At 67.3% G+C, this 24,730-nt stretch carries 24 protein-coding genes and 4 pseudogenes; 11 read left to right on the forward strand and 17 right to left on the reverse strand.

Features of this window, described 5'->3' with window-relative positions; all coding sequences use genetic code 11:
* Positions 1–67: 67 nt before the first annotated feature.
* Positions 68–1,489, reverse strand: coding sequence for an MFS transporter (locus tag DL544_RS04640; protein WP_111007637.1), 1,422 nt, complete (start codon positions 1,487–1,489; stop codon positions 68–70).
* A 29-nt stretch (positions 1,490–1,518) separates the two neighbouring features.
* Between DL544_RS04640 and soxR the strand changes: the two genes are divergently transcribed.
* Positions 1,519–1,953, forward strand: coding sequence for a redox-sensitive transcriptional activator SoxR (gene soxR / locus DL544_RS04645; protein WP_005415534.1), 435 nt, complete (start codon positions 1,519–1,521; stop codon positions 1,951–1,953).
* A 78-nt stretch (positions 1,954–2,031) separates the two neighbouring features.
* On the opposite strand, the gene DL544_RS04650 is transcribed toward soxR, so the two are convergent.
* Complete coding sequence (locus DL544_RS04650) at positions 2,032–2,634, reverse strand: short chain dehydrogenase (RefSeq protein WP_005415535.1); 603 nt, start codon at positions 2,632–2,634, stop codon at positions 2,032–2,034.
* Between the two features lie 98 nt (positions 2,635–2,732).
* Here DL544_RS04650 and DL544_RS04655 point away from each other — a divergent pair, with 98 nt between their 5' ends.
* Positions 2,733–3,608 carry a LysR family transcriptional regulator gene (locus tag DL544_RS04655; RefSeq protein ID WP_139726779.1) on the forward strand — a complete coding sequence of 292 codons (876 nt, stop codon included), beginning with the start codon at positions 2,733–2,735 and terminating at the stop codon, positions 3,606–3,608.
* Positions 3,609–3,668: 60 nt separating this feature from the next.
* Here the strand turns inward: DL544_RS04655 and proC are convergent, their stop codons facing one another.
* Entirely contained in the window at positions 3,669–4,490 is an 822-nt protein-coding gene (gene proC / locus DL544_RS04660) for a pyrroline-5-carboxylate reductase (protein WP_139726780.1), read from the reverse strand.
* Entirely contained in the window at positions 4,480–5,184 is a 705-nt protein-coding gene (locus DL544_RS04665; protein ID WP_139726781.1) for a YggS family pyridoxal phosphate-dependent enzyme, read from the reverse strand. Before DL544_RS04665 ends, proC begins: the two co-directional genes overlap by 11 nt.
* A gap of 87 nt (positions 5,185–5,271) precedes the next feature.
* Between DL544_RS04665 and DL544_RS04670 the strand changes: the two genes are divergently transcribed.
* From DL544_RS04670 to DL544_RS04680, 3 genes are all read left to right on the forward strand, one after another.
* Positions 5,272–6,309: a type IV pilus twitching motility protein PilT gene (locus tag DL544_RS04670; protein WP_004147099.1), complete on the forward strand. Its 1,038-nt coding sequence runs from the start codon at positions 5,272–5,274 to the stop codon at positions 6,307–6,309.
* Between the two features lie 98 nt (positions 6,310–6,407).
* A complete protein-coding gene (locus tag DL544_RS04675) occupies positions 6,408–7,550 on the forward strand; it encodes a PilT/PilU family type 4a pilus ATPase (protein WP_005415539.1) in 1,143 nt (380 codons plus the stop codon).
* A 122-nt stretch (positions 7,551–7,672) separates the two neighbouring features.
* Positions 7,673–8,656 carry an aldo/keto reductase gene (locus tag DL544_RS04680; RefSeq protein WP_065197106.1) on the forward strand — a complete coding sequence of 328 codons (984 nt, stop codon included), beginning with the start codon at positions 7,673–7,675 and terminating at the stop codon, positions 8,654–8,656.
* A gap of 62 nt (positions 8,657–8,718) precedes the next feature.
* Here DL544_RS04680 and DL544_RS04685 read toward each other — a convergent pair.
* Positions 8,719–9,614 (reverse strand): annotated as a pseudogene (locus tag DL544_RS04685) (LysR family transcriptional regulator).
* Positions 9,615–9,924: 310 nt separating this feature from the next.
* Between DL544_RS04685 and DL544_RS04690 the strand changes: the two are divergent.
* A complete protein-coding gene (locus tag DL544_RS04690) occupies positions 9,925–10,137 on the forward strand; it encodes a DUF4287 domain-containing protein (protein ID WP_065185822.1) in 213 nt (70 codons plus the stop codon).
* Positions 10,138–10,245: 108 nt separating this feature from the next.
* Positions 10,246–10,953 (forward strand): YitT family protein, encoded by a 708-nt coding sequence (locus DL544_RS04695; protein WP_005415543.1) that lies wholly within the window; start codon positions 10,246–10,248, stop codon positions 10,951–10,953.
* Positions 10,954–11,035: 82 nt separating this feature from the next.
* On the opposite strand, the gene DL544_RS04700 is transcribed toward DL544_RS04695, so the two are convergent.
* Entirely contained in the window at positions 11,036–11,581 is a 546-nt protein-coding gene (locus tag DL544_RS04700; protein ID WP_005415544.1) for a DNA-3-methyladenine glycosylase I, read from the reverse strand.
* Positions 11,578–13,371 carry a DUF4153 domain-containing protein gene (locus tag DL544_RS04705; RefSeq protein ID WP_065185823.1) on the reverse strand — a complete coding sequence of 598 codons (1,794 nt, stop codon included), beginning with the start codon at positions 13,369–13,371 and terminating at the stop codon, positions 11,578–11,580. The genes DL544_RS04700 and DL544_RS04705 overlap by 4 nt, the downstream gene beginning before the upstream one ends.
* 91 nt (positions 13,372–13,462) lie before the next feature.
* Between DL544_RS04705 and DL544_RS04710 the strand changes: the two genes are divergently transcribed.
* From DL544_RS04710 to DL544_RS04725, 4 genes and pseudogenes are all read left to right on the forward strand, one after another.
* Positions 13,463–14,029, forward strand: a complete 567-nt coding sequence (locus tag DL544_RS04710) for a YqgE/AlgH family protein (RefSeq protein WP_049410646.1) — start codon at positions 13,463–13,465, stop codon at positions 14,027–14,029.
* Positions 14,022–14,492: pseudogene (ruvX, locus tag DL544_RS04715) on the forward strand (Holliday junction resolvase RuvX); the annotation flags it as partial. The gene DL544_RS04710 and the pseudogene ruvX, both read left to right, overlap by 8 nt.
* 39 nt (positions 14,493–14,531) lie before the next feature.
* Entirely contained in the window at positions 14,532–15,482 is a 951-nt protein-coding gene (locus DL544_RS04720) for an aspartate carbamoyltransferase catalytic subunit (RefSeq protein ID WP_065177948.1), read from the forward strand.
* 295 nt (positions 15,483–15,777) lie between these two features.
* Positions 15,778–16,268, forward strand: a pseudogene (locus tag DL544_RS04725) (REP-associated tyrosine transposase).
* 87 nt (positions 16,269–16,355) lie between these two features.
* Here the strand turns inward: DL544_RS04725 and DL544_RS04730 are convergent.
* From DL544_RS04730 to hpf, 10 genes and pseudogenes are all read right to left on the reverse strand, one after another.
* The gene (locus DL544_RS04730; RefSeq protein ID WP_065185824.1) at positions 16,356–17,153 is read right to left on the reverse strand and encodes a carboxylesterase family protein; all 798 of its coding nucleotides are present in this window, start codon (positions 17,151–17,153) and stop codon (positions 16,356–16,358) included.
* A 71-nt stretch (positions 17,154–17,224) separates the two neighbouring features.
* Positions 17,225–17,491: a hypothetical protein gene (locus tag DL544_RS04735; RefSeq protein WP_019659457.1), complete on the reverse strand. Its 267-nt coding sequence runs from the start codon at positions 17,489–17,491 to the stop codon at positions 17,225–17,227.
* 105 nt (positions 17,492–17,596) lie between these two features.
* Positions 17,597–18,958 carry a magnesium transporter gene (gene mgtE, locus DL544_RS04740; RefSeq protein ID WP_049410631.1) on the reverse strand — a complete coding sequence of 454 codons (1,362 nt, stop codon included), beginning with the start codon at positions 18,956–18,958 and terminating at the stop codon, positions 17,597–17,599.
* 228 nt (positions 18,959–19,186) lie between these two features.
* On the reverse strand, positions 19,187–20,956 hold the full coding sequence (gene ptsP, locus DL544_RS04745; protein ID WP_065177946.1) for a phosphoenolpyruvate--protein phosphotransferase: 1,770 nt from the start codon (positions 20,954–20,956) through the stop codon (positions 19,187–19,189).
* A gap of 2 nt (positions 20,957–20,958) precedes the next feature.
* The gene (locus tag DL544_RS04750; protein WP_005408385.1) at positions 20,959–21,228 is read right to left on the reverse strand and encodes an HPr family phosphocarrier protein; all 270 of its coding nucleotides are present in this window, start codon (positions 21,226–21,228) and stop codon (positions 20,959–20,961) included.
* A complete protein-coding gene (locus DL544_RS04755; protein ID WP_005408386.1) occupies positions 21,221–21,613 on the reverse strand; it encodes a PTS sugar transporter subunit IIA in 393 nt (130 codons plus the stop codon). Before DL544_RS04755 ends, DL544_RS04750 begins: the two co-directional genes overlap by 8 nt.
* A 442-nt stretch (positions 21,614–22,055) precedes the next feature.
* Positions 22,056–22,940: an RNase adapter RapZ gene (gene rapZ / locus DL544_RS04760; protein WP_176556899.1), complete on the reverse strand. Its 885-nt coding sequence runs from the start codon at positions 22,938–22,940 to the stop codon at positions 22,056–22,058.
* 27 nt (positions 22,941–22,967) lie between these two features.
* Positions 22,968–23,918 carry an HPr(Ser) kinase/phosphatase gene (hprK, locus tag DL544_RS04765; RefSeq protein WP_005408388.1) on the reverse strand — a complete coding sequence of 317 codons (951 nt, stop codon included), beginning with the start codon at positions 23,916–23,918 and terminating at the stop codon, positions 22,968–22,970.
* A pseudogene (locus tag DL544_RS04770) lies at positions 23,915–24,366 on the reverse strand (PTS sugar transporter subunit IIA). The gene hprK and the pseudogene DL544_RS04770 overlap by 4 nt, the downstream one beginning before the upstream one ends.
* Positions 24,367–24,387: 21 nt before the next feature.
* A complete protein-coding gene (hpf, locus tag DL544_RS04775; RefSeq protein ID WP_005415556.1) occupies positions 24,388–24,705 on the reverse strand; it encodes a ribosome hibernation-promoting factor, HPF/YfiA family in 318 nt (105 codons plus the stop codon).
* Between the last annotated feature and the right edge of the window lie 25 nt (positions 24,706–24,730).

Raw genomic sequence — 24,730 nt, forward strand, 5'->3', positions numbered from 1 at the left:
TCTCCGCGCACGCGGGAATCCCGTGATGGTGCCGGCCAGCGACCGGCACTGCCGAAACCCGGCGGCGCTACACCCGCCGCGCGATCACCGCAGCCAGCACCGCCAGGCCGAAGGTGATCGCCAGGCACAGCAGGTAGCCGGTGTGCGGCGCGCTTTCCACGAACAGCGCGAACAACGCACCGGAGACCGCCAGCGCGGTGGTCACCGACAGGGCCTCGCTCAGCTGCAGGGCCGACGTGTTGGCACCCTGCTCATGCGCTGCTGACAGCGAAAGCGTGAGTACCGAGAGGCTGGCGTAGATCATGCCCATGCCGAAACCGGTGACCGTCCAGCCCACCAGTGCCACCGGCAATGGCACTGCATTGAACAACACCGCAAGCGTTGCGGCGATGCCGACCGTCATCATCGCCGTGCCGACGCGCAGCAGCTGCTGGCGTGACCAGCCGCGCTGCTGGTGACCCTGCAGCCAGGAGCCAGCGAACCAACCGAGTGCGCCGAGGCTGAGCACCGCGCCGGCCCAGCTGGGCGGGAGCCCGCGTTCGCGCTGAAGCAGCAGCGGCAGGTAGGCTTCGCAGGCGAAGAATGCGGCGGCGGCGATGCCGCGCAGTGCGATCACGCTGGGCAGGCCCCTGCGCAGGATCAGCGTTCCGGCCGGCAGCAGGCGATGCACGCATAGCAGCTGCGCCAGCATCGCCACGCTGATGCAGAGCAGGGCGGTCGGACCGTGCTGCTGGCCGCCGAAGTACAGCAGCAGCGCCGCCAGCGATGCACCACTGGCCCAACGTACGACGTTGCCGCGCCCCTCGTCGTCGTTGCTGTCGGCGGAGGGTTGCATGCGCGCCAGCGCAGGCCGCAGCAACAGGGCAGCAGGGACTGCCAGCAGCGGCACCGCCAGGAACACCCAGCGCCAGCCGAGATGCTGGACGATCAGGCCGCTCAGCGCCGGGCCGACCATCGAGGGCACCACCCAGCCCGCCGAGAATGCCGCGAACACCTTCGGCCGCAGGTGCTCGGGGTAGCTGCGGCCGACCATCACGTACAGCGAGACCGAAATCGCGCCCGCACCCAGGCCCTGCAGCAGGCGCCCGGCCACCAGCATGCCCATGCGCACGGCGAAGCCGGCCAGCAGCAGGCCCAGCACGAAGCAGGCCAGGCCGTACCACAGCGGCCGTGCCGGGCCCTGGCGGTCGGCCCAGCGTCCGGCCAGGGTCATGCCGATCACGCTGGTGGCCAGTGTGCCACCGAAGGCCAGCGCATACAGGCGCAGGCCGCTGAGTGCTTCGGCCACCGTGGGCATCGCGGCCGCGACGGCCAATGCTTCGAAGGCGTGCAGCGCGACCAGCGCGACCATGCCGAGGGTGGTGGCGCGGTAGCGCGCGGACAGGATCGATGTGTCAGCCGGCAGGCGGGTGTCGGCGGGAGAGAGGGTCGGGGTCATACCGGTCAGGGGCGGGCCGCGCTTGTCAACGGGCGGCGAAGATAGCAGCATGCCACCTCAACTATAGTTGAGGTCAAGCAATGGCATCCCAGGAACTCAGCGTTGGCGAGGTCTCGCAGCGCAGTGGCGTGGCCGTTTCCGCACTGCATTTCTACGAGCGCAAGGGGCTGATCAGCAGCCTGCGCACCTCGGGCAACCAACGCCGTTACAGCCGCGACGTGCTGCGCCGGCTGGCGGTGATCCGCGTTGCGCAGCGGGTGGGCATGCCACTGGAAGCGGTCGGCCGCGCCTTCGAGAGCCTGCCTGAAGGCCGTGCACCGACCAAGGCTGACTGGGCCAAGCTGTCCGCGCGCTGGCGCACCGAGCTGGAAGAGCGCATCCACATGTTGCAGCTGCTGCGCGATGAACTGACCGGCTGCATCGGCTGTGGCTGCCTGTCACTGCAGCATTGCCGCCTGGCCAATCCTGGCGACGTTCTCGGCGAACGCGGCGACGGCCCGATGCGCTGGGAATGAAAAAGGGGACGCGCTCCCGGTAGCGCCGGGCCATGCCCGGCGGACGAAAACGACTTGATCCCCTCCGTCCCCTTTTTCTTACCAGACCGTGATCGTCTCGCCGCTCTGGATGCCTTCCACCGCGCGCTGGAAGGCCAGCGCCGCGCGTTGCGCGCTTACCGCTTCGAAGCCCGGGAAGTAGGGGCCGTAGGCCGCCATCGATTCGATCAGTACGTTCGGGCTGACCACGTTGATGCGCAGGCCGCGCGGCAGCAGCTCCAGTGCGGCAGCGCGCACGAAGCCTTCCAGTGCGGCATTCACTGCGGTGGCGTTGACGCCGTCGCGGATCGGCTGCGCGCTGATGATGCCGCTGGTCAGGGTGATCGAGCCACCGGCATTGAGGTGGTGCTGGGCGGCCAGTGCCAGCCGCACCTGGCCCAGCAGCTTGTCCTGCAGGCCGCTGTTGAACTGTGCCGGCGTCATCTCCTGCAGCGGTCCGAAATGCACCGAGCCGGTGGTGGAGATCACCGCATCGACTGCACCGGTGCGGGCGAACAGTTCGGCGACGCTGGCGTCGTCAGTCAGGTCCACACGCAGTTCGCCACTGCGGCGGCCGGCGGCGAGAATCTGATGCTGTTGGCCGAGCTGACGGGCGACTGCCTGGCCGAGGGTGCCGCTGGCACCGACGAGGAGGATCTTCATGGCCGTTCCTTGCGTGTGGGAGTGAGCGCAGTCTGCGCCGTCACAGCGTGGTTAGGTAAGCGGCGTATGATTTGCAGATTCCTAACTCTGGATTAGCAATGGATACCCTTCGCTGCATGCAGGCCTTCGTCGCCGTGGCCGAACGCGGCAGCTTTGCAGGGGCCGCCGAAGAGCTGCAGGTGTCGGCGGTGATGGTGGGCAAGTACATCCAGCAGTTGGAAGCACATCTGGGCACCGCGTTGCTGCAACGGAACACCCGCCGCCAGCGCTTGACCGAAGCCGGCAGCGCCTACCTGGCCGGGTGCCGGCAGGTGCTGGAGCAGGTGCAGCAGGCCGAGGCCGATGTGGCCGGCCTGCAGGTACAGCCGCGTGGCCTGTTGCGGGTCAGCGCGCCCACCACCTGGGGCAGCTGCGTGCTGGCGCCGCAGCTGGCTGGCCTGCTGCGTGCGCAGCCGCAGTTGAACATCGAGCTGGACCTGAGCAACCGCCGCGTGGATCTGATCGAAGATGGCTTCGACGCGGCGATCCGGGTCGGGCCGTTGCCATCGCAGGAGGTGGTGGCGCGGCCGCTGCCGCCGTATGCGATGAGCCTGTGCGCGGCGCCGTCTTACCTGCGCAGGCGCGGCACGCCGCGAACACCGGATGACCTGCAAGGGCACGACTGCCTGAGCCATCTGGCCTGGCGCGGCGGGCATGGCTGGCAGTTTGCCAACGGCGAACAGGTCGACTGGGAGGCGCGGCTGAGCAGCAACGATGGCTTCGCATTGCGTGAAGCCGCCGTGGCCGGGGCCGGGCTGGTACTGCAGCCCACCGCACTGCTGGCGGCGGAGATCGCAGCGGGGCGGTTGAAGCCGCTGCTGCGCGACTACCTGCCCGAACCGCGGCCGATGCACCTGATCTACCTGCCCGATCGACGCCCGCGCCCGCGTTTGCAGTGCTTCGTCGATTTCGTCATGACCACATTGGGGCAATGATCATCGGGATAGATGGGGTCCGATCCCTTTGCCGAGGCAAAGGGATCGGACCCCAGGGGATCAATCATTCGCCGCAGACAATTCCTGTCCACGCACCTGCGCGGCGCGCAGTGCCTTGTCCACCAGTGCCTCGAAGCCGCCAGCCTGGAAGCTCTCGATCGCGGCCTGGGTAGTGCCATTGGGTGACGTCACGCGGCGGCGCAGTTCTGCGGGGCTCTCACCGGCCTCATCCAGCATGCGCGAGGCGCCCAGCAGGGTCTGCACCACCAGCGTGCGCGCGGCATCGGCCGGCAGGCCCTGGGCGATACCCGCCGCTTCCATCGCTTCGGCCAGCAGGAACACGTAGGCCGGCCCGCTGCCAGACACGGCGGTGACCGAATCCATCAGTGCCTCGCGTTCGATCCACACCGTGCGCCCGGCACTGGCCAGCACCTGTTCGGCCTGCGCGTGCTGCTGTGGATCCACCGAGGGCGTGGCATACAGGCCGGTCACGCCGGCACCGAGCAGAGCGGGGGTATTGGGCATCGCACGCACCACCGGCAGGTTTCCACCCAGCCAGCGTTCCAGCTGCGCGCTGGTGATGCCGGCGGCGATCGACACCACCAGCGGCCGGTTTGCCTGGGCCAGTGCCAGCAGCGACTGACAGACCTCACGCAGCACCTGCGGCTTCACCGCCAGCAGCCAGGTGCCGCCCTGTGCGCCGGCATCGGTGGCGTTGTCGTGCACCTGCACGCCGAAGTCGGCAGCCAGCGACTCGCGCAGCGCTGCAACCGGTTCGGCCACATGGATGTGCGCGGCCGGCACGCCCTGGCGGATCAGGCCGGCGATCAGGCTGCGCGCCATGTTGCCGCCGCCGATGAAGGTGATGGAATCAGCTGCCATGGATGTCTCCTTGGAAAATCAGGCCGGTCGCGCGCGCGCCGAACAGGGCGGTGCCGATGCGCACCAGGGTGGCGCCCTCGGCGATGGCTTCGGCGTAGTCGCTGCTCATGCCCATCGACAGCGTGTCGACCTGCGCGCGCTGGGCGGCCAGCGACTGGAAAAGTGTGCGCATGCGCACGAATGCATCGCGGCGACGCTCGGCCTCGGGCCATGGCGCGGGAATCGCCATCAGGCCACGCAGGCACAGCGAGGGCTCGGCGGCAATCGCAGCGGCCAGCCCCTCGACATCCTCCGGTGCACAGCCGTGCTTGCTGGATTCATCGTCGATGTTGACCTGGATCAGCACGTTCAGCGGGCCGTGTGCGGCCGGGCGATGGCGCGCCAGCGCCGTTACCAGCTTGGGCCGGTCCACGCTCTGCACCCAGTCGAAATGGGTGGCCACCGCCTCGGCCTTGTTCGACTGCAGGTGGCCGATCAGATGCCACTCCAGCGCCAGGTGCTGCAGCGCCTGCATCTTGGCCAGCGCTTCCTGCACATAGTTCTCGCCGAAGGCCTGCTGGCCCTGTGCGGCCAGCGCAGCCACGGCCTCGGCCGGTTGGGTCTTGGAAACGGCCAGCAGGCGCGGATCGGGCCGGCCGGCCGCCTCGGCGGCGGCATGCAGGTTGCTCAGGATCTGGGGCAGGGGAGTGGCCACGTAACGCGTTCCGTTGAATCAGGAGGCTATACTGCCGCCCGGGGAAAGATCCTTCCAGTCGAAGCCGTTATTGGGGAGTAGCCGCTCATGGATATCGCCGAACTGCTGGCGTTTTCCGTAAAGAACAAAGCGTCCGACCTGCACCTGTCTGCAGGCCTGCCGCCGATGATCCGCGTGGACGGCGACGTTCGCCGGATCAACATCCCGGCCCTGGACCACAAGCAGGTCCACGCGCTGGTGTACGACATCATGTCCGACAAGCAGCGCCGCGATTACGAGGAATTCCTCGAAGTGGACTTCTCCTTCGAGATTCCGTCGCTGGCGCGCTTCCGTGTGAACGCGTTCAACCAGAACCGTGGCGCCGGTGCGGTGTTCCGTACCATTCCGTCCGAGGTGCTCACCCTTGAGGACCTGGCCTGCCCGCCGTTGTTCCGCGAGGTGATCCAGCAGCCGCAGGGCCTGATCCTGGTGACCGGCCCGACCGGCTCGGGCAAGTCGACCACGCTGGCGGCGATGATCGACTACATCAACAAGAACGAATACGGCCACATCCTCACCGTCGAGGATCCGATCGAATTCGTGCACACCTCGCAGAAGTGCCTGATCAACCAGCGCGAAGTGCACCGTGACACGCATGGCTTCAACGAAGCACTGCGCTCGGCACTGCGTGAGGACCCGGACATCATCCTGGTCGGCGAACTCCGCGACCTGGAAACCATCCGCCTGGCACTGACCGCCGCGGAAACCGGCCACCTGGTGTTCGGCACCCTGCACACCAGCTCGGCGGCCAAGACCATCGACCGTATCATCGACGTGTTCCCGGCCGGCGAAAAGCCGATGGTGCGTTCGATGTTGTCCGAGTCGCTGCGTGCGGTGATCTCGCAGGCACTGCTGAAGAAGGTCGGTGGCGGCCGTACCGCAGCGTGGGAAATCATGGTCGGCACCCCGGCCATCCGCAACCTGATCCGCGAGGACAAGGTGGCGCAGATGTACTCGGCCATCCAGACTGGCCAGCAGTACGGCATGATGACCCTGGACCAGCATCTGCAGGACCTGGTCAAGCGCAGCCTGATCACCCGCAACCAGGCCCGCGAGTACGCCAAGGACAAGCGCCTGTTCGAGTAAGGCGGGACAGCGACGGGCGGCGCGCGCAATGGCGCGGCCGCTCCGTGTTGTTTCCTCCACCGACCGTTACCTGGTAAACCGCTTTCCGGGAGCCCGCCGTGAACACCACCGCGACCACCATCGATTTCACTTCGTTCCTCAAGCTGATGGCGCACCAGCGCGCCTCGGACCTGTTCATCACCGCCGGCATGCCACCGGCGATGAAGGTCAACGGCAAGATCTCGCCGATCACGCAGACGCCACTGACGCCGCAGCAGAGCCGCGACCTGGTCCTCAACGTGATGACCCCGGCACAGCGCGAGGAATTCGAGAAGACCCACGAATGCAACTTCGCCATCGGCCTGTCCGGTGTCGGCCGTTTCCGCGTGAGCTGCTTCTACCAGCGCAACCAGGTCGGCATGGTGCTGCGCCGCATCGAGACGCGCATTCCGACCGTGGAAGAGCTGAGCCTGCCGCCGATCATCAAGACGCTTGCGATGACCAAGCGCGGCATCATCCTGTTCGTCGGTGCTACCGGTACCGGTAAATCGACTTCGCTGGCGGCGATGATCGGTTACCGCAACCAGAACTCGACCGGCCACATCATCACCATCGAAGACCCGATCGAATTCGTGCACAAGCACGAGGGCTGCATCATCACCCAGCGCGAAGTCGGCATCGATACCGACAGCTGGGAAGCCGCGCTGAAGAACACCCTGCGCCAGGCGCCGGACGTGATCATGATCGGCGAGGTGCGTACCCGCGAAGGCATGGACCACGCCATCGCGTTCGCCGAAACCGGCCACCTGGTGCTGGCCACGCTGCATGCCAACAATGCCAACCAGGCGATGGACCGCATCGTCAACTTCTTCCCGGAAGACCGCCGCAACCAGCTGTTGATGGACCTGTCGCTGAACCTCAAGGGCGTGGTCGCGCAGCAGCTGGTGCCGTCGCCCGATGGCCGCTCGCGCAAGGTGGCGATGGAGATCCTGCTGGGCACGCCACTGGTACAGGACTACATCCGCGACGGCGAGATCCACAAGTTGAAGGAAGTGATGAAGGACTCGGTCCAGCTGGGCATGAAGACCTTCGACCAGAGCCTGTTCGAGCTGTACCAGGCCGGCGAGATCAGCTACGAGGACGCGCTGCGTTACGCCGATTCGCAGAACGAGGTGCGCCTGCGCATCAAGCTCAGCCAGGGCGGCGACGCGCGCACCCTGTCGCAGGGGCTGGATGGAGTGGAAATCTCCGAAATCCGCTGACCCGGCCGGCATCGGTCATGACCGGATTGATGAATTCCAGTCATGACCGACTGCCGTCCAACCGATTCAATCCATCGCCACTGCAGGCGTATCGTCAGCACTCCCCCCTCTGGAGTACGACGATGCAGACACGTGAACTCGGCCGCAGCGGCCTGAAGGTTTCCGCCCTGGGCCTGGGTTGCATGGGCCTGACCCATGCCTACGGCCAGCCGGTTGAACCGAGCCAGGGCATCGCCCTGCTGCACGCCGCCGTCGAGCGCGGCGTGACCTTCTTCGACACCGCCGAGGTGTACGGCCCGTACACCAACGAAGACCTGCTCGGCCAGGCCTTGGCGCCCCACCGCGACAGGCTGGTGATCGCCACCAAGTTTGGTTTCAAGGACGCGCGCACCGATGCTGGCCTGGACAGCCGCCCGGAGAACATCCGTGCTGTGGCCGAAGCCAGCCTCAAGCGCCTGCGTACCGACCATATCGATCTGTTCTACCAGCACCGCGTCGACCCGAACGTGCCGATCGAGGATGTGGCCGGCACCGTGCGCGACCTGATCGCCGAGGGCAAGGTCGGCCACTTCGGCCTGTCCGAGGCCAGTGCTGCCACCGTGCGTCGCGCGCATGCCGTGCAGCCGGTCGCCGCCGTGCAGAGTGAGTATTCGCTGTGGTGGCGCGAACCGGAGCGTGAGCTGCTGCCGACGCTGCAGGAGCTGGGCATCGGCTTCGTGCCGTTCAGCCCGCTGGGCCGCGGCTTCCTGACCGGTGCGATCAACGCCGATACCACCTTCGACGCCAACGACTTCCGCAATACCGTGCCGCGTTTCGAAGTGGAGGCGCGCCGCGCCAACCAGGCGTTGGTGGATCGCATCAGCACGATTGCGGCAGCGCGCGGTGCGACGCCTGCGCAGGTCGCACTGGCCTGGCTGCTCGCGCAGGCACCGTGGATCGTGCCGATTCCGGGCACCACCAAGGTTCATCGCCTGGAAGAAAACCTGGGCGCGGCCGACCTGCAGCTGGCGCCGGAAGAACTGCAACGCATCGCGCAGGCGCTGGACGAAGTGTCGATCGTTGGCGAGCGCTACAACCCACAGCGTGCGGCACAGGCCAAGGGCTGACCAGCCGGTGAGTGCGGACCGCTGGTGGTGGGTGCGGACCGTTGGTCCGCACGCCTTGACCCTCACCCCATCGGCCCGCGCAGCGCATCAAGCACCGTCCGCATCGCCACGGTCACGTGGCGGCGCGAAGGGTAATACGCGTAGTAACCATCGAAGTGCGGGCACCAGTCGTCCAGCACTGATTGCAGCCGTCCATCGTCCAGCATCGGCTGCACCTGGTCTTGCGGCAGCCAGGCCAATCCGCTGCCGGCCAGCGCAGCGGTGCGGGTCATGCCCATGGTGTTGAACGTCCACTGGCCGCTCACGCGCACGCTCAGTTCATTGCCGTCCTGGCCGAAATCCCACGGCATCAGCCCACCATGCGTAGGCAGCCGCAGGGTCACGCAGTTGTGCCCGGCCAGGTCGTCCGGATGCCGCGGCACCACGTGCTGGCGGAAGTAGCTGGGCGCCCCGACCACGCGCATGCGCAGCGGCGGGCTGATCGGTACGGCGATCATGTCGCGCGCCAGCCGCTCGCCCAGGCGGATGCCGATGTCGTAGCGCTCGGCCACGATGTCGGCCAACCCGTAGTCGGCCGCCAGTTCCACCTTCAAATCCGGATACTGCCGCAGCAACGGCGCCAGCCTGGGCCAGGCGATGTACTCGGCGGCGTGGCCGGTGGCATTGATGCGGATGGTGCCGGCCGGGCGTTCACGGTACTCGGCCAGCGCGGCCAGCCCGTCCTCGATCTCGGCCAGGCGCGGGCCAGGGTATCGAGCAGGCGGGCACCGGCTTCGGTGGTCGAGACGCTGCGGGTGGTGCGGGTCAGCAGGCGCACGCCCAGGCGCTGCTCCAGTCCGCGCATGGCATGGCTGAGCGCGGACTGGGACACGCCCAGTTGGGCGGCAGCCTTGGTGAAGCTGCCCTCGCGGGCAACGTGGACAAAGGCCTGCAGATCGTTGAGATTTTCGCGGGGCATGCGGGGATGATACGGCCGGGCTGCGCCCGGCACCTGCCGAAACAACGTCAACGTCAAAAGCTGGCTTCCTGTGGAAGGCGAGGTGGCTCAGGTCGCGGGGACGGCGCAAGTACGTCCATGTAGCCTCGGTCGCGCCATCCATGGCGCTCACGCCCCCGCAACCGGACCCACCCCGCCTTCGACAGTTTCCCGCTGCTGTCGGTGGGTGCCGACCGTTGGTCGGCACGGGATCCGGCCCACTACGTGAGGGTGTGTCGATTTCTGCGTCTGTGGTTCGTCAAATGAATGACTTCAACAACGGGGGCTGCACATGAGCACTGGCACCAAGCCGAAAGGCCCGGCCTCGTACTTCCCCTCCATCGAGAAGACCTACGGGCAGCCGGTGGCGCACTGGTTCGGGCTGCTGGCGGGGAAGAAGGGCCTGAAACACATGGAACTGGTCAGCTTCCTGAAGAGCGAGCACGGCCTGGGCCATGGCCACGCCAACGCGCTGGTGGCGCACCATCTGGCCGGCAAGGGGTGACCGGCGGCCGGCGGAGCGGGCTGGGGCGCATTCAGCTGAACGATTTCATCTGCAACTGTCATGCAGATCGTGTCTAATACCGCTCCCCACCTGCTGTTCCCCACCCGCATGTCCCTTCCCTCCCATGGCCCCGCGCCGTGCGACGACGCTGACGGCCACCTGGTCACCGCCGGTCCGCTGACCCCGCCGCCCGACAGCGCCGGCACCACCGCCGACGACAAAGCGCTGCGTCACTCGATCGCCGAGGACGTGCAGGGCATGGTGCTGGCCACGATGGTGGCCTCGCTGGGCCTGGCCATCTTCGCCAAGGGCGGGCTGATGATCGGCGGCATGGCGGGCATGGCCTTCCTGCTGCACTACGCGATGGGCTGGAACTTCGGCCTGGTGTTCGTGCTGGTCAACCTGCCGTTCTACTGGGTGGCGCTGCGGCGCATGGGCTGGGAATTCACCCTGAAGACCTTCGCCGCGGTCACCGCCTGTGGCGTGCTGACCGACCTGCTGCCGCGCTGGATCGACTTCTCGCACATCAACCCGCTGTACTCGGCGATTGTCGGCGGTGCGTTGTCCGGCCTGGGCATCCTGTTCTTCATCCGCCACCGTGCAAGCCTTGGCGGCATCGGCATCCTGGCGGTGTACCTGCAGCGCACCCGTGGCTGGAGCGCGGGCAAGGTGCAGATGTCCTACGACGCGTGCCTGATGGTGGCCGCGTTCTTCGTGTTGTCGCCGTCGAAGGTGCTGTATTCGGCCATCGGCGCGGTGGTGCTCAGCCTGGTGCTGATGTTCAACCACCGCCCCGGCCGCTACATGGGCGTGTGACGTTCAACGGTGTTGCCGGCCAGCGGCCGGCACTACCGGAACCCAGGCATGGCAGCGCCGGGCCATGCCCGGCGGATATCCATCAGCGGGCGGCAGCCTTCAACCACGGCGGCGACAGCATCAGCAGCCGCGCATGCACCGGGCAATCCTCGGCGTGCGCACCGGGCAGGTAGCCCAGGCTCATCAGGAATTCGCCGGTGATCTCGCCGCCGGTGAAGCGGAACGTCTTCTTGAACAGCTTCACCCAGTCGGCCTTGCTGCGCGGGTGGTGCGCATCCAGCCACGCCGCGAAGCTGCCATGGCTGGCCCGCAACTGCTGGATCACCTGCGCGTTGTGGATCGCCGCCCGTACCTTCAGCCGGTTGCGGATGATGCCTGCGTCCGACAGCAGGCGCTCGATGTCCTGCTCGGCATACGCCGCCACGCGGTCGACATCGAAGCCGTCGTAGGCCGCGCGGAAGCCCTCGCGCTTCTTCAGGATCGTTTCCCAGCTCAGGCCGGCCTGGTTGATTTCCAGCACCAGCCGCTCGAACAGCTCGCGCTCGTCACGCTGCGGGAAGCCGTACTCGTTGGCGTGGTAATAGTCGTGCACCGGATGGCCCGGGGCGATGAGGCAGTAGCCGCTCATGGGGAAGGCTCGTTGGAATCGGATTCGGATTCGGGATCGATGGCCACCGCAGGGTGCCCGCCGATGGACAGCATCGGCCAGCGCGGTGGAATGAGCGTGAGTCTGCCGTCACGCAGGGCCTGGTTGATCGTCTCGGCCTGGCCGCTGACGGTGCCGAACAGCGCACCGGCCCGGCGCCACTGGGAATCCTTGCCACGTGCGTACAGCACGCAGTCCGGTCCACGGTGGGTGTTCAGCTCGCACAGCAGCACCTCGCCGGTACCATCGCCGTCCAGGTCGCGATGCACGATCAGGCAGTCGCGCTCGCTCTGGGCGCAGGATTCGCCATTGATCGATCGGGTGGCCAGAGCTTTCCACCAGTCGTCCGGTGGAGAACTGGATCCCTTGGCCAGCTTCAGCGCGCGCTGCAGGGCGGCGACGTCCTGCGGCCCCTTGTCGAGGCGGTGGCCGTCGTCCCAGCGTGAGGTGCGTGCCAGTGCAGCAGCGATCACCTGTGGCGCGTTGGCATCGGCGGTGATGGCCGGATCGCGCTGCAGTTCGCGCAGCGCCCGCACGCCACGGCGCCCCAGATCGAAGCGCAGCACGTTGACGTCGCTGCTGGTGATCGCCGGCGGATCCGCACGCAGGCGCGCCAGCTGGCTGGACAGGGTCAGCCGCACCGGATCCAGCAGCGGCGAGTTGCCCAGCAGTGCCAGTGCCAGCACCGCCCAGCACATCCAGCGGTTGACCGGCTCCAGCATCTGCAGCCAGCGGCGCTGCCGGCGCAGCACCGCCAGCGCGTAGCCCACGGCATAGCCGGCCGTGGCCAATGCGACGAGCACCGCCCAGAAGCGATCCAGGGTCCAGCCGTACTGCGCCACGCGCAGGCCCAATGCATACAGTGCCAGCGCGGCGTAAACCGGCAGTGTCAGCAGGCTGGCTTCGACCAGCCTGCGCAGCACCAGAGGGTAGGAGACACTGTCTTCCCCCTGCTGGTAGACCGCATTGGTGAACGTCACCAGCAGCAGCGACACCACCACCAGCAGGCTGGCGGCCGAACGGGTCTTCCACAGCGGTTCCAGCCCGGTAAGCGGCAGGCTCAGCACGAACAATACGGCGATGAACGACAGCAGCGGCAGCAGCCCGCGGCAGATCGCGAACAGCACCTGGCGGGTGATCTGGATCGCACGGTGCTGGGTGCGCCCGATCAGCACGCCGAACCCGGCCAGGCTGCCGGTGGCCAGTGCGATGAAAGCGTCCTGCCGGAACAGGTCGCGGAAGACATTCACGTCCAGCAGTTGGAACAGCGCTGCCCACAGCCACAGCAGCAGCCAGGTCAGCCCGGTGAACAGCGCCGCCAAAGCGAGGGTCAAACCGTTCTGCCAGGCGCGCTCGAACAACTCGGGGTAGCTGGCGCGCCAGTGCCCATGCTGCAGCTGGAACTGCCACCAGGGCAGTGCCACGAACACCGCCACGCCCATGCCCAGGGTCAACGGAAACTGCAGCGCGCCCGACTCCAGTGCGGTCTCGCCATTGAGGTTCCAGCCGATCCAGGCGGCCAGCGCCAGCACCACCGCCGAGCCGAGCACGGCCTGCAGCCACAGTCGGCGCTGGCCCAGCTCGACCAGGCTCAGCGCCACCGCGCTGGGAATGGCCAGCACCCAGGCGTACCAGCAGTAGCGCCAGCCGATATCGCGGAATGGCCAGGCATCGGACAGCTCCTGCGCGGCATACAGCATCAGGCCCTGCAGCAGGGCAAGCAGGACGATGGCGCTGCGTGCCGGCAGGGTCAGGGGCGAAGAAGACGGCATCAATGACCTTCCGTGGCAAAGCACCATCCTAGCCCATCGTGGTTCGGCGCCATCGCGCGACCATCCCGCCCCCAGCAGGTAGAATGGGCCCATGCCTGTAATGCCGACCTCCCTTGCCGATCACCTGCTCGTCGCGCTGCCGTCGCTGCTCGACGCGACCTTTGCCCGCAGCGTCGCGCTGATCTGCCAGCACGACGAGAACGGGGCGATGGGCGTGCTGGTCAACCAGCCTTCCGAATACACGCTGGGTGAAGTGCTCGCGCAGATGGACATCACCACCGGTGATGGCGACCTGCAGGCGCGCATGGTGCTCAATGGCGGCCCGGTGCATCCCGAGCGCGGCTTCGTCATCCATGACGACGCGCGCGCGTGGGATTCCAGCCTGACCGTGGGCCACGGCCTGTACCTGACCACCTCGCGCGACATCCTCGAAGCGATGGCGCGCGGCGAAGGCCCGGCCAATGCGGTGGTCACCCTCGGCTGTGCCGGTTGGGGCGCAGGGCAGCTGGAAAGCGAGCTGTCCGAGAACAGCTGGCTGACCGTGCCGGCCGATGCCGAGCTGGTGTTCCAGCTGCCGCTGGAGCAGCGCTGGCAGGGTGCGGCTTCGCGTATCGGTGTCGACCTGTTCCGGCTGACTGACTACAGCGGCCATGTCTGAGCCCATCACGCCCGCACCGGATTCTGCTGCCCCGGCCATCCGTCGTGACGGCACGGTCCTGGGTTTTGATGTCGGCTCGCGGCGGATCGGCGTGGCCATCGGCAGTGCCTTTGCCGCGCATGCGCGCGCGGTGGCGGTGGTCGATGTGCACGGCAACGGCCCGGACTGGACCGCGATCGAACGCCTGCTCAAGGAATGGAAGCCCGACGGCCTGGTGGTCGGCGACCCGCTGACCCTGGACGGCCAGGACCAGCCCAACCGCAAGCGTGCGCAGGGCTTTGCCCGCCAGCTGCGGGAGCGCTTCAAGCTGCCGGTGGTGATGATCGACGAGCGTTCCAGCTCGGTCGAGGCTGCCCGCCGTTTCGCCGTCGAGCGCGCCGAAGGGCGCAAGCGTCGCCGTGATGCGGCCGCCCTCGACGCCGTGGCCGCGGCGGTGATCATCGACCGCTGGCTGTCGTCCCCGACGACGCCACCCCCATTCCCTGACTGCACGACTCCCGCCATGACTGCCCAGCAAATCGATGTCTCCGGACGCCTGCGCCACCTGCTGACCCTGGAGGGCCTGCCGCGCGAAACCCTGCTGCAGTTGCTCGATCGGGCTGGGCAGATCCGCGACGCCGCAGTCGGCCGTGTCGGCAACAAGCGCCACGTGCTGGCTGGTTCGGCGGTGTGCACGCTGTTCTTCGAGCCGTCCACGCGCACCCGCAGCTCGTTCCAGCTGGCCGCGCAGCGCCTCGGGGCCGATGTGCTGAACTTCGATGCCTCGACCTCGTCCACGCGCAAGGGCGAAACCGCCTGCGACACGCTGCGCAACCTGGAAGCGATGGGCGTGCGCGGCTTCGTGGTGCGCCACCCCGATGACGGCGCCGTGGCCGCGCTTGCCGACGCTGCGGGCGAGGGCACCGCGCTGATCAATGCCGGCGACGGCCGCAGTTCGCACCCCACCCAGGGCCTGCTCGACATGCTGACCCTGCGCCAGGCCAAGGGCCCGGATTTCTCGAAGCTGAAAGTGGTGATCGTCGGCGATGTGAAGCACTCGCGGGTGGCCCGCACCGACCTGCACGCGCTGCGCACGCTGGGCGTGGGCGAGATCCGCGTATGCGGCCCGCAGTCGCTGCTGCCGGATGATGAGACCCTGAAGGGCTGCGTGGTCGGCGATGATTTCGACGCGATGCTGGAAGGCGTCGACGCGCTGATGATGCTGCGCCTGCAGCGCGAGCGCATGGAAGAAGGCCTGGTGCCGTCGCTGGAGCAGTACCACGCGCAGTACGGCCTGACCCGCGAGCGCCTGGCGCGTGCCGGCAAGGATGCGGCCGTGTTGCACCCGGGCCCGATCAACCGTGGCGTGGAAGTGACCGATGACGTGGCCGATGGCCCGCAATCGTGGGTGCTGCGCCAGGTCGCCAACGGCGTCGCGGTGCGCATGGCCGTGCTGGAAACCTTGCTGGGCTGAGCACTTTGGTGGGTGCCGACCGTTGGTCGGCACGGCTGATCTGTCCTCATCCGGCCCGGTGGGTACCGACCGTTGGTCGGCACGGCTGATCTGTCCTTATCCGACCCGGTGGGTGCCGACCGTTGGTCGGCACGGCTGATCTGTTCTCAGCCGATCCGGTGGGTGCCGACCGTTGGTCGGCACTGAACCATCAGTGCGGTGAAGTGCGGGCCTGGCCATTGAATGGTTTCGGGCCTACCTGTATTGACGTCTTGCCCGATAGAAGAGAGATACCGGCAGGCGCACGCTTGGGCCCATGAACCGCGCTCGCCTACGCCTTGGCCGCCATTCCCGGATCGGGCAATCCTACATCCTGACCACCGTCACCCAGGAACGTCGACGCTACTTCGATGATGCCACTGCGGCACAGGAGGTGATGGATGTGTTCCGTCGCATTGATGATGATGGCCTGACGCACTCACTTGCCTATGTGGTCATGCCGGACCACATCCATTGGCTTGTGGAGATCCGTGCGTTCTCGCTGGACTACATCATGCAACGCTTCAAATCGAGCAGTGCATTGCGGATCAACCGCATGCTGGGCAAGACAGGACCATTTTGGCAATCGAGCTATCACGATCACGCCATTCGTTCTGAAGAATCACTGTTTCGCCATGCGATGTAATCGTCGCCAACCCGGTCAGGGCGAACTTGGCGAGCTGCGTGGGAGAGTATCCGTATGCCTGGTGCCGATGGGAGATTGATGGGAGGTACCAAGCAATGGATTACCCCGAAGCGGAGAGATAGTGCCGACCAACGGTCGGCACCCACCAATACCCAAGCCGACCAACGGTAGGTATCCACCAACAGATGTTTCCCAGCAGAAGCCGCGGTTCAGCGCTTCTGCGCGAACAGCCATGCCCACATTGCCGGGTCCGCGTACGTGGCGTCCCAGGCATTGTGGTTGCCCTCCGGGTACTCGGTGTAGCGCACGTCGCGTGCAGCGGCGCTTTGGAAGGCGGCGTGCAGCCTGCGGTCGTCGTCCGGCGGCACCACGTCATCCAGCGCACCATGGAAGATCCAGATCGGTGTGTGCCGAAGCCGCTTGGCGATCGCGGCATACGGATCGGATTCCTGGGCCACCTGTTCGACGAACAGCGTCGGACGCACCGCGCGCGGCGCCAGCACCGCGCCGCATACCGGCACGATCGCGGCGAAGCGCCCGGGGTCATCCAGCGCGATGTTCCAGCTGCCATAGCCGCCCATCGACATCCCGGTCAGGTACTGCCGCGAGGGATCGGCACCGAACTCGGCGATGGTGGCGTCCAGGGCGGCCAGCGCAACGCGGTTGTTGCGCCCGCTCCATTCCTGGCGGCCCGGCACCTGCGGGAATACGGCCAACGCGGGGAAGTCGGCCGCGTGCCTGCGCAGGTGCGGCCCCAGCCCCGCATGGGTCTGCTTGACGCCGTCGCCGCCACGCTCGCCGGATCCGTGCAGGAACAGCACCACCGGCAGCGCGCCAGGCGTGCGCGCCGCGGTGGCCGGAATGAACACCTGGTAATAGGCGGTGCGGCCATCCACTTTCACCGCACGCGATTCGAAGCGGCCACGTGCGCTGTCCGGGTGCGAGGCGCAGCCGGCCATCATCAGGATCGCCAGCATTGGCAGCCAGCGCATCATCGTACGGACCATCGACGTTCCAGGAGCGGTGGGTTCAGCCGCATCCTAGTCCGCCGCAGGTCAACGCGGCATCTTGCGCCGCATCACTGCGGGCGCGGGAAGCTGGCAATGATGTCCAGTTGTTCCTGCGCTTCGGCATTGCCTGCCGCCGCCGCAGCCTGCACCTGCGCCATGTCCGGGTGCAGCACCACCAGCAACGGGTTTTCGCAGACCGGGCAGTCGTACTCGGTGGCGTCCTCGTCCAGCTCCATCTCCATGGCACGCGAGCTGCCCTTCCATTCGCAGGCTGGGCAGGTGTGCTGCTGGTCGCGCCAGCCGGGCTGGAAATAGTTTTCGATCGTGGTGGCCATGAGGGTCCAGTTGGAATCGGGTCAGAGCCCCGCGCTGCGGGGATCCGACCCTAGGTCTTGGTGTGGGTCGGAGCTCCGCGTTGCGGGGATCCGGCCCGGCAGGGATCAGTGCAGCAGCACCAGCGTGGCCAGGCCGAGGAAGGTGAAGAAGCCCATCGAGTCGGTCACGGCAGTCAGGAAGATGCCACTGGCCAGCGCCGGGTCGAAGCCGAAGCGTTTCAGGGTCAGCGGCACCAGTACGCCGGCCAGCGCCGCAAACAGCAGGTTGCAGGTCAGCGCGATGGCGATCACCGCCGACAGCCCGGGCGAGTGGAACCAGACCAGCACGATCAGTCCCAGGATCGAGCCGAGCAGCAGGCCGTTGAGCGCGGCCACCCGCACTTCCTTCCACAGCAGCGTGCGCGCGTTGGAGGCGCCCACCTGGCCCAACGCCAGGCCGCGCACCATCAGCGCCAGCACCTGGGTACCGGCGTTACCGCCGAGGCCGGCGACGATCGGCATCAGCACCGCCAGCGCCACCAGCTTGTCGATGGTGCCTTCGAAATGGCCGACCACGCTGGAGGCCAGGAACGCCGTGCACAGATTGATCGACAGCCACATCAGGCGGCGGCGCATGGCGCGCCAGACCGGGCTGAACAGGTCCTCGTCCTCGTCCAGGCCGGCTGCGCCCAGCGCCTGGTGCTCGGCCTGGCCACGGATGATGTCGACCACGTCATCGATGGTGATGCGGCCAACGAGGATGTTGTTCTCGTCCACTACCGGTGCGGAGATCCAGTCATGGTCGGAGAACTGCCGTGCCACTTCCTGGTCGCTCTCGCCGACGTCGATGGCCGGCTGCTCGTCGTCGATCAGGCGGTTGATCGGGGTGGTGTCCTCGTGGGTCACCAGTGCCGCCAGCGACACCCGGCCGAGATACTGGTGCCGCCGGCTGACCACGAACAGGTGGTCGGTGTGGTCAGGCAATTCGCCGCGCAGGCGCAGGTAGCGCAGCACCACGTCGACGTTGACGTCGGCGCGCACGGTCACCACGTCCGGGTTCATCAGGCGGCCGGCGCTGTCCTCGGGATAGGACAGCACCTGTTCCAGCCGCTCGCGGTTCTCGCGGTCCATCGACTTGAGGACTTCATCGATGACCGTATCCGGCAGGTCTTCGACCAGGTCGGCCAGATCGTCGATGTCCAGGTCTTCGACCGCGGCGATGATCTCGTCCGGGTCCATGTCCGCGAGCAGGCTTTCGCGCACGTCCTCGCCGACGTGGACCAGCACCTCGCCGTCGTCCTCAGGATCGACCAGGCCCCACACCACCTCGCGCTTTCCCGGCGGCAGTGATTCAAGCAGATTGCCGATCTCGGCCGGGGCCAGGGTGTTGACCAGGCGACGTACCGGGCCCAGCCGGCCGCTGTCCAGTGCATCGGACAGCATCCGCAGTTGGCGCGCAGTCTTGTCGTGGCGTACAGCTTCAGCCATCGCAGCTCCCGCGGGATAAGAAAAGCCGCGATCCCGGCAAGGATGCGGCAACAGGGGTGTTCAGCGCGTCATTATCGCAAGGGGATGTTTCAGCGCATAGCCGCCGGATGGCGGTAGTGCCGGCCGCTGGCCGGCAACCTCTTGGCCTTCAACGAGACGGGGCCAGATCCCTTTTCCCGCGGGAAAGGGATCTGACCCCAGGCGTGCATGCTCGGCGAGCGGGTGGTGTCAGGCCGTTTCCGCCACCAGCGCCAGCCAGCGTTCGATGGCGCGGCGGTCGCGCGCGGCCAGCAGCTTCGGCGCGCGCGCGCGCAGCACGGACAGGTCGGCTTCGCGTATCGCGCGGCGTACCTCCAGCAACGTACCGGGGTGCAGGCTGAACTCGCTCAGGCCCAGCGCCAGCAGCAGCGGGGTCATCCGGGCATCACCGGCCATCTCGCCGCAGACCGCCACCGGGACGCGGTGACGCGCGCCGGTCTCGATCACCATCTGCAGCAGCCGCAGCACGGCCGGGTGCAGCGGTGAATACAACTCGCCCAGCGCCTCGTTGTTGCGGTCGGCAGCCAGCAGGTACTGCACCAGATCGTTGGTGCCGATCGACAGGAAATCGACCAGGTCGATGAAGCTCTCCAGCGCCAGCGCAGCGGCGGGGACTTCGATCATCGCGCCCAGCGGTACGTGGTCGGACACCATGTGCCCTTCGCCGCGCAGCTGTTCGGTCAGTTTGAGCATGCGCCGGCGCACGGCCAGCAGCTCCTCGCGGGTGCTGACCATTGGCACCAGCACGCGCAGCTTGCCGTACGCAGACGCGCGCAGGATCGCGCGCAGCTGGGTGTCGGCCACCTTCGGCCGTGCCAGCGACAGGCGCACTCCGCGCAGGCCGAGTGCAGGGTTCTCTTCGTTGCTCAGGGTCAGGCCGGTACGGTCGGCCTTGTCCGCGCCCAGGTCCAGCGTGCGTATGGTGACCGGCCGCCCGCTCATGCCCAGCGCGGCATCGCGGTAGGTCTGGAACTGCTCTTCTTCGTCCGGCAGCTCATTGCGCTGCAGGAACAGGAATTCGGTGCGGTACAGGCCGAGCCCCTGCGCGCCCAGTGCATGTGCCTGGGTCACGTCTTCCAGTGATTCGGCATTGGCCAGCAGGGCAATGTCGACCTGGTCGCGGGTACGACTGGGCTTGCTGCGCAGGCGGCCGAGCTCGCGCTGCTCGCGCGCGTGCTCCTTCAGCCGGACGCGGTAGTCCCGCAGGTTGTCGGCCTGCGGGTTGACGGTGATGCTGCCGTCGGCGCCATCGATGATCAGCACATCGCCATCGGCGATGCGGCTGAGCAGCTGCGGCACGTTGACGATCAGGGGCAGGTGCAGGCTGCGCGCCAGGATCGCGCTGTGCGACAGCGCGCTGCCGGCGGCCGTGACGATGCCGACCACGCCCTGTGCCTGCAGCTGCGCCAGCTCGGAGGGCGCGATGTTGTCGCAGACCAGGATCTCGCCGGCCAGGCCTTTCACTGCCGACGGCCGTTCGGGTTGCAGGAAGGCGTGGATGCGCCCGATCACATGGTCGAGATCGTCCATGCGGCTCTTCAGATAGGCATCGTCCATGCCATCGAAGACCTTGGCCAGGCGGTCGCGCTGCAGGCGCAAGGCATAGCCGGCGCTGTACGGGCCACTGCGGATCAGCTCGTCCAGGCCGTACAGCAGCTCGGGGTCGTCCAGCAGCAGCGCGTGCAGGTCGAGGAACTCGCCCACTTCCTGGTTCAGGGCGCCATGCAGGCGCTGGCGCAGCTCGTGCATTTCCGTACGCGCGGCATCCAGCGCCCGGTGCAGGCGCGCCAGTTCGGCCTCGACCTGGTGGGCGGCCACGCGCTGCTCGGCCACCTCCAGCGCATGCGGCAGCCGCACGCGTGCCCGGCCCATCGCCGTTCCGCGCGCGGCGCCGTGGCCGGCCAGCAGCTGTACCGGCCGTTGGCCGGAAGGGACCTGGCTGGCGCGTGCGCGCGGCACGCTCAGCTGTCCTCGTCGAAGCGGCGTTCGAACAGGCCGACCACCGCTTCCATCGCGGCGGCTTCGTCCTCGCCGTTGATGCGCACGGTGACCGGGGTGCCCTGGCCGGCGGCCAGCAGCATCACGCCCATGATGCTCTTGGCGTTGATCTCACGGCCCTTGGCGGCCATGGTCACGTTGCAGCGGAACGGCGCCAGGGTCTGCACCAGCTTGGCGGTGGCCCGGGCATGCAGGCCCAGGCGGTTGCTGACGGTGAGTTCTCGTTCAAGCATCGTCGACTATCGCTCCATTACGGGTACCCGCCGCGGCTGTGGCAGGCAGTTGATCCAGTCCCTGTTCCGGATAATTCATCACCCGCAGCAACATCGGCAGGCTCAGCGCCGATACCCGGCGAACCGGGGTCCCCAGCCGGGCCAGCTGCCCGGCAAGGTTGGCGGGGCTGGCGCCGTACAGGTCGGTCAGGATCAGCACGCCGTCACCTCCGTCGACCCGGCGCAAAGCGGCCGAGGCGAGCGGGAGCAGGGCGTCCAGGTCTGCGTCGAACGGTACTTCGAAAGCTTCGGTTTTCAGCGGCAACTGCCGCAGGAGCCGGGTCGCCACGTCAAGCAGGGCGGTCCCGACCCCGGGATGTGTTACGAGGAGAATGCCACAGGTCATTACTGCACGTTAACAGGTCAAGGTGAATCGGCGATAGCAGCAGATGAGGGGTACTGTGTCCCGTATTCAGTGTTGCTCGGGTCGGGGCACTTTTTCATTGAAAAAGGGATCCGACCCCATGCGTTTTTCGATGCCTGGCAGCGATTCATCCACGCATGGCGTGGATCTACCGTGTCGACCAAGGTCGACACCTACCAACAGCGCACGGAATCTGTCAGAGGCGGGGCGGTGTGGGTAGGCAGGACCGTTGGCGCCATGGATGGCGCCATCGAGCCCCCATGGACGGGTTCACGGCGTGTCCTGGCTACCCACACCGCCCCGCCATCCCACGGAATGCCGCTTTTGCTTTTGCTGTTGCTGTTGCTGTTGCTGTTGCTGTTGCTGTTGCCGGCCAGCGGCCGGCACTACCAACGGGTGCCGGGCGCAGCCCGGCCGACCACCCTCAATCCTGTTCGCGGTGGTAGGTGGCCACGTCCTGCCAGCCCATCTCGCGGGCGTGCCGGGCCATGCGCTCGGCCAGGAACACCGAGCGGTGCTTGCCGCCGGTGCAGCCGAACGCCACGGTCACGTAGCTGCGGGTGCCATCCCCCAGTTTCGGCAGCCAGGTATCCAGGAAATCCATCAGCTGGGCCAGGTAACGCTGCACGTCGGGCTGCGCTTCCAGATAGTCGCGCACGCCCGGCTCGCGGCCGCTCAGCGCGCGCAGGTCCGGGTCCCAGTGTGGATTGGGCAGCACCCGCGCATCGAACACGAAGTCCGCCTCGGCCGGTACGCCGCGCTTGTAGGCGAATGATTCGAACAGCAGCGACAGGCCAGTGGCATGGTCCATCGCGAACTCGGTGATGATCCGCCGCCGAAGCTGGTGCACGTTGAGGGTGCTGGTATCGATCACCGCATCGGCCTCGCGGCGCAACGGTGCGGTCAGCTCGCGCTCGCGGGCGATCGCTTCGGGCAGCGACAGGCCCAGCTGGCTCAGCGGATGGCGACGACGGGTGTCGGCGTAGCGCTTGAGCACCGTTTCGTCGCTGGCCTCGAAGAACAGTACCTTCACTTCCACGCCGGCGTCGGTGGCCAGCTGCCGCCAGTCGCCCAGCTGGCTCAGGTCAGCCTGGCCGCGGACATCGATGCCTACGGCCAAGTGGCGCGGTGCGCTGCCGTCGTGGTTGGCCAGCAGGCTGCGCACGAAGTCCGGCAGCAGGTGGATCGGCAGGTTGTCCGAGCAGTAGTAGTCCTGGTCCTCGAAGGTCTTCAGGGCGACGGATTTACCCGAGCCGGACAGGCCGCTGACGATGATCAGGGTCGGGGCGGTGGGGATTGCGGTGCTCATGGACAGGCTCTTCGAGGGGCAGGAGGATCAGGGTGTTCGCCGTTCCAGCAGGTTGCTGTGGCGGGCGATGAACATGGCCGCCGGGTCAATGCCCTTGGTGCGCAGGATGTGCAGGCGGGTGGCGGCTTCGGTCAGCACGGCCAGGTTGCGGCCGGGCATCACCGGCAGGGTGATCAGCGGAACGTCCAGGTCCAGCACATGGCGGGTGCCCGAGTCGCCGGTCAGACGCTCGTAGCCATGCGGGGTGGGTTCGGTCATCGGCTTGGTCAGGTGGACGATCAGCCGAAGGTACTTGTTCTTCTTTACAGCCGTGTCGCCGAACATCTCGCGCACGTTCAGCACGCCCAGGCCGCGCACTTCCAGCAGGTCCTGCAGCAGTTCGGGGCAGGTGCCGTCGAGCACGTCCGGGGCGATCTGGGTGAACTCGGGGGCGTCGTCGGCGACCAGGCGGTGACCACGGCTGAGCAGTTCCAGTGCCAGCTCGCTCTTGCCCGACCCGGCCTCACCGGTGATCAGCACGCCAATGGAATAGATCTCCATGAACACGCCGTGCAGGATCACCCTCGGCGCGAGCGTGCGCGCCAGGTGGTAGGACAGGTGGTTCAGCAGTTCGTGGCCGCGCTTGGGCGACAACCACAGCGGCGTGCCGGATTCATCGGCGGCGGCGCGCAGGTCTTCGGGGCAGGCCTGGTTGCGGGTCAGCACCAGCGCAAGCGGGTGCGACTGCATGATCTTTTCGATGGTCTCCCAGCGCTGGCGCGGTTCCAGCGCATCCAGCCAGGACAGTTCCTCGGTGCCCAGGATCTGCACCTTGTTGGGATAGATGGCGTTGAGGTAGCCGGCCAGCGAGGGACGCCGCGAGACCGTGTTGCCGGCCTCCAGCTCGCGCTTCTCACCGGATTTGCCGGCGGCCCAGCGCAGCCCCAGCCGCTCGCGCTGCTGTTCGAACAGTTCACGGGCGGTGATGCTGGTATTCATGCGGCGCTCGCAGGTGGGGTCATGTCCAGCGCCTCGCGCAGGGCCCGGGCATCGCCGGCCGCACGCAGGGCCTGGCGGATATCCGGCGCGGAAAACAGCTCGGCCAGCTCGGACAGCAGCATCAGGTGCTGGTGGGTGTAGTGGGCGGGGACGGCCATCGCGAACACCAGGTCCACCGGCTCATCGCCGCCGAAGTCGACCGGGGCCGCCAGACGCAGCAGGGCGCCACGGGGGCGGTCCAGGGTCGGCGCGCGGCCGTGGGGATGGCGATACCGTGGCCGATCGCGGTGCTGCCCAGGGCTTCGCGCTGGCACAGGTTCAGATAGATCTGTTCGGCATTGGCCTGGCGGCAGGCCAGCAACCCGGCGGCGGCCTGCAGGACGCTGTCACGGTCGGTGGCCGTGCAGAGCTGGGTCTGCACGGCCGCCAGGAGGTCAGTCAGGGGCATGTCTGCGGGGAACGATGGCGATCAGCCACCATTGTCGCCCACCGGCAGCGGTGCGTGCTGCTGTTTTTTCTCCTTGTGCTTGATGACCAGGCGGTCAAGCTTGTCCGCAAGCAGGTCGATCGCGGCATACATGGTCTGGCCGCCGGCCTCGGCGTGCAGGGTCTGCCCCGGGATGTTGAGGCTGGCGTCGACGTGGTGTTCGGTCTTCTGCAGCTTGAGGGTCACCCGCGCTTCGCAGTGCTGGTCGAAGTGTTTTCCGATCCGGGCCAGCTTCTCCTCCACATAGGACTGCAGGGCCGGGGTGACTTCGACGTCTTTGCCAAACGTTTCGATGCGCATCGGGTTTCTCCTGTGTTCGGATGTG

This window comes from Stenotrophomonas sp. pho, from assembly GCF_006228405.1.
Taxonomy (GTDB): domain Bacteria; phylum Pseudomonadota; class Gammaproteobacteria; order Xanthomonadales; family Xanthomonadaceae; genus Stenotrophomonas; species Stenotrophomonas sepilia.

What these genes read in the sequence shown, in the direction of transcription:
- DL544_RS04680 (WP_065197106.1), top strand. Translation starts at nt 7,673, where the DNA reads ATGCAGACACGTGAACTCGGCCGCAGCGGCCTGAAGGTTTCCGCCCTG.
- hpf (WP_005415556.1), bottom strand. Translation starts at nt 24,705, where the DNA reads ATGCGCATCGAAACGTTTGGCAAAGACGTCGAAGTCACCCCGGCCCTG.
- DL544_RS04755 (WP_005408386.1), bottom strand. Translation starts at nt 21,613, where the DNA reads ATGACCTGTGGCATTCTCCTCGTAACACATCCCGGGGTCGGGACCGCC.
- DL544_RS04700 (WP_005415544.1), bottom strand. Translation starts at nt 11,581, where the DNA reads ATGAGCGGCTACTGCCTCATCGCCCCGGGCCATCCGGTGCACGACTAT.
- DL544_RS04730 (WP_065185824.1), bottom strand. Translation starts at nt 17,153, where the DNA reads ATGGTCCGTACGATGATGCGCTGGCTGCCAATGCTGGCGATCCTGATG.
- DL544_RS04735 (WP_019659457.1), bottom strand. Translation starts at nt 17,491, where the DNA reads ATGGCCACCACGATCGAAAACTATTTCCAGCCCGGCTGGCGCGACCAG.
- DL544_RS04720 (WP_065177948.1), top strand. Translation starts at nt 14,532, where the DNA reads ATGACTGCCCAGCAAATCGATGTCTCCGGACGCCTGCGCCACCTGCTG.
- DL544_RS04655 (WP_139726779.1), top strand. Translation starts at nt 2,733, where the DNA reads ATGGATACCCTTCGCTGCATGCAGGCCTTCGTCGCCGTGGCCGAACGC.
- DL544_RS04670 (WP_004147099.1), top strand. Translation starts at nt 5,272, where the DNA reads ATGGATATCGCCGAACTGCTGGCGTTTTCCGTAAAGAACAAAGCGTCC.
- mgtE (WP_049410631.1), bottom strand. Translation starts at nt 18,958, where the DNA reads ATGGCTGAAGCTGTACGCCACGACAAGACTGCGCGCCAACTGCGGATG.
- hprK (WP_005408388.1), bottom strand. Translation starts at nt 23,918, where the DNA reads ATGAATACCAGCATCACCGCCCGTGAACTGTTCGAACAGCAGCGCGAG.
- DL544_RS04640 (WP_111007637.1), bottom strand. Translation starts at nt 1,489, where the DNA reads ATGCTGCTATCTTCGCCGCCCGTTGACAAGCGCGGCCCGCCCCTGACC.
- DL544_RS04695 (WP_005415543.1), top strand. Translation starts at nt 10,246, where the DNA reads ATGTCCCTTCCCTCCCATGGCCCCGCGCCGTGCGACGACGCTGACGGC.
- DL544_RS04710 (WP_049410646.1), top strand. Translation starts at nt 13,463, where the DNA reads ATGCCTGTAATGCCGACCTCCCTTGCCGATCACCTGCTCGTCGCGCTG.
- DL544_RS04750 (WP_005408385.1), bottom strand. Translation starts at nt 21,228, where the DNA reads ATGCTTGAACGAGAACTCACCGTCAGCAACCGCCTGGGCCTGCATGCC.
- DL544_RS04690 (WP_065185822.1), top strand. Translation starts at nt 9,925, where the DNA reads ATGAGCACTGGCACCAAGCCGAAAGGCCCGGCCTCGTACTTCCCCTCC.
- proC (WP_139726780.1), bottom strand. Translation starts at nt 4,490, where the DNA reads ATGGCAGCTGATTCCATCACCTTCATCGGCGGCGGCAACATGGCGCGC.
- DL544_RS04705 (WP_065185823.1), bottom strand. Translation starts at nt 13,371, where the DNA reads ATGCCGTCTTCTTCGCCCCTGACCCTGCCGGCACGCAGCGCCATCGTC.
- soxR (WP_005415534.1), top strand. Translation starts at nt 1,519, where the DNA reads ATGGCATCCCAGGAACTCAGCGTTGGCGAGGTCTCGCAGCGCAGTGGC.
- rapZ (WP_176556899.1), bottom strand. Translation starts at nt 22,940, where the DNA reads ATGAGCACCGCAATCCCCACCGCCCCGACCCTGATCATCGTCAGCGGC.
- DL544_RS04650 (WP_005415535.1), bottom strand. Translation starts at nt 2,634, where the DNA reads ATGAAGATCCTCCTCGTCGGTGCCAGCGGCACCCTCGGCCAGGCAGTC.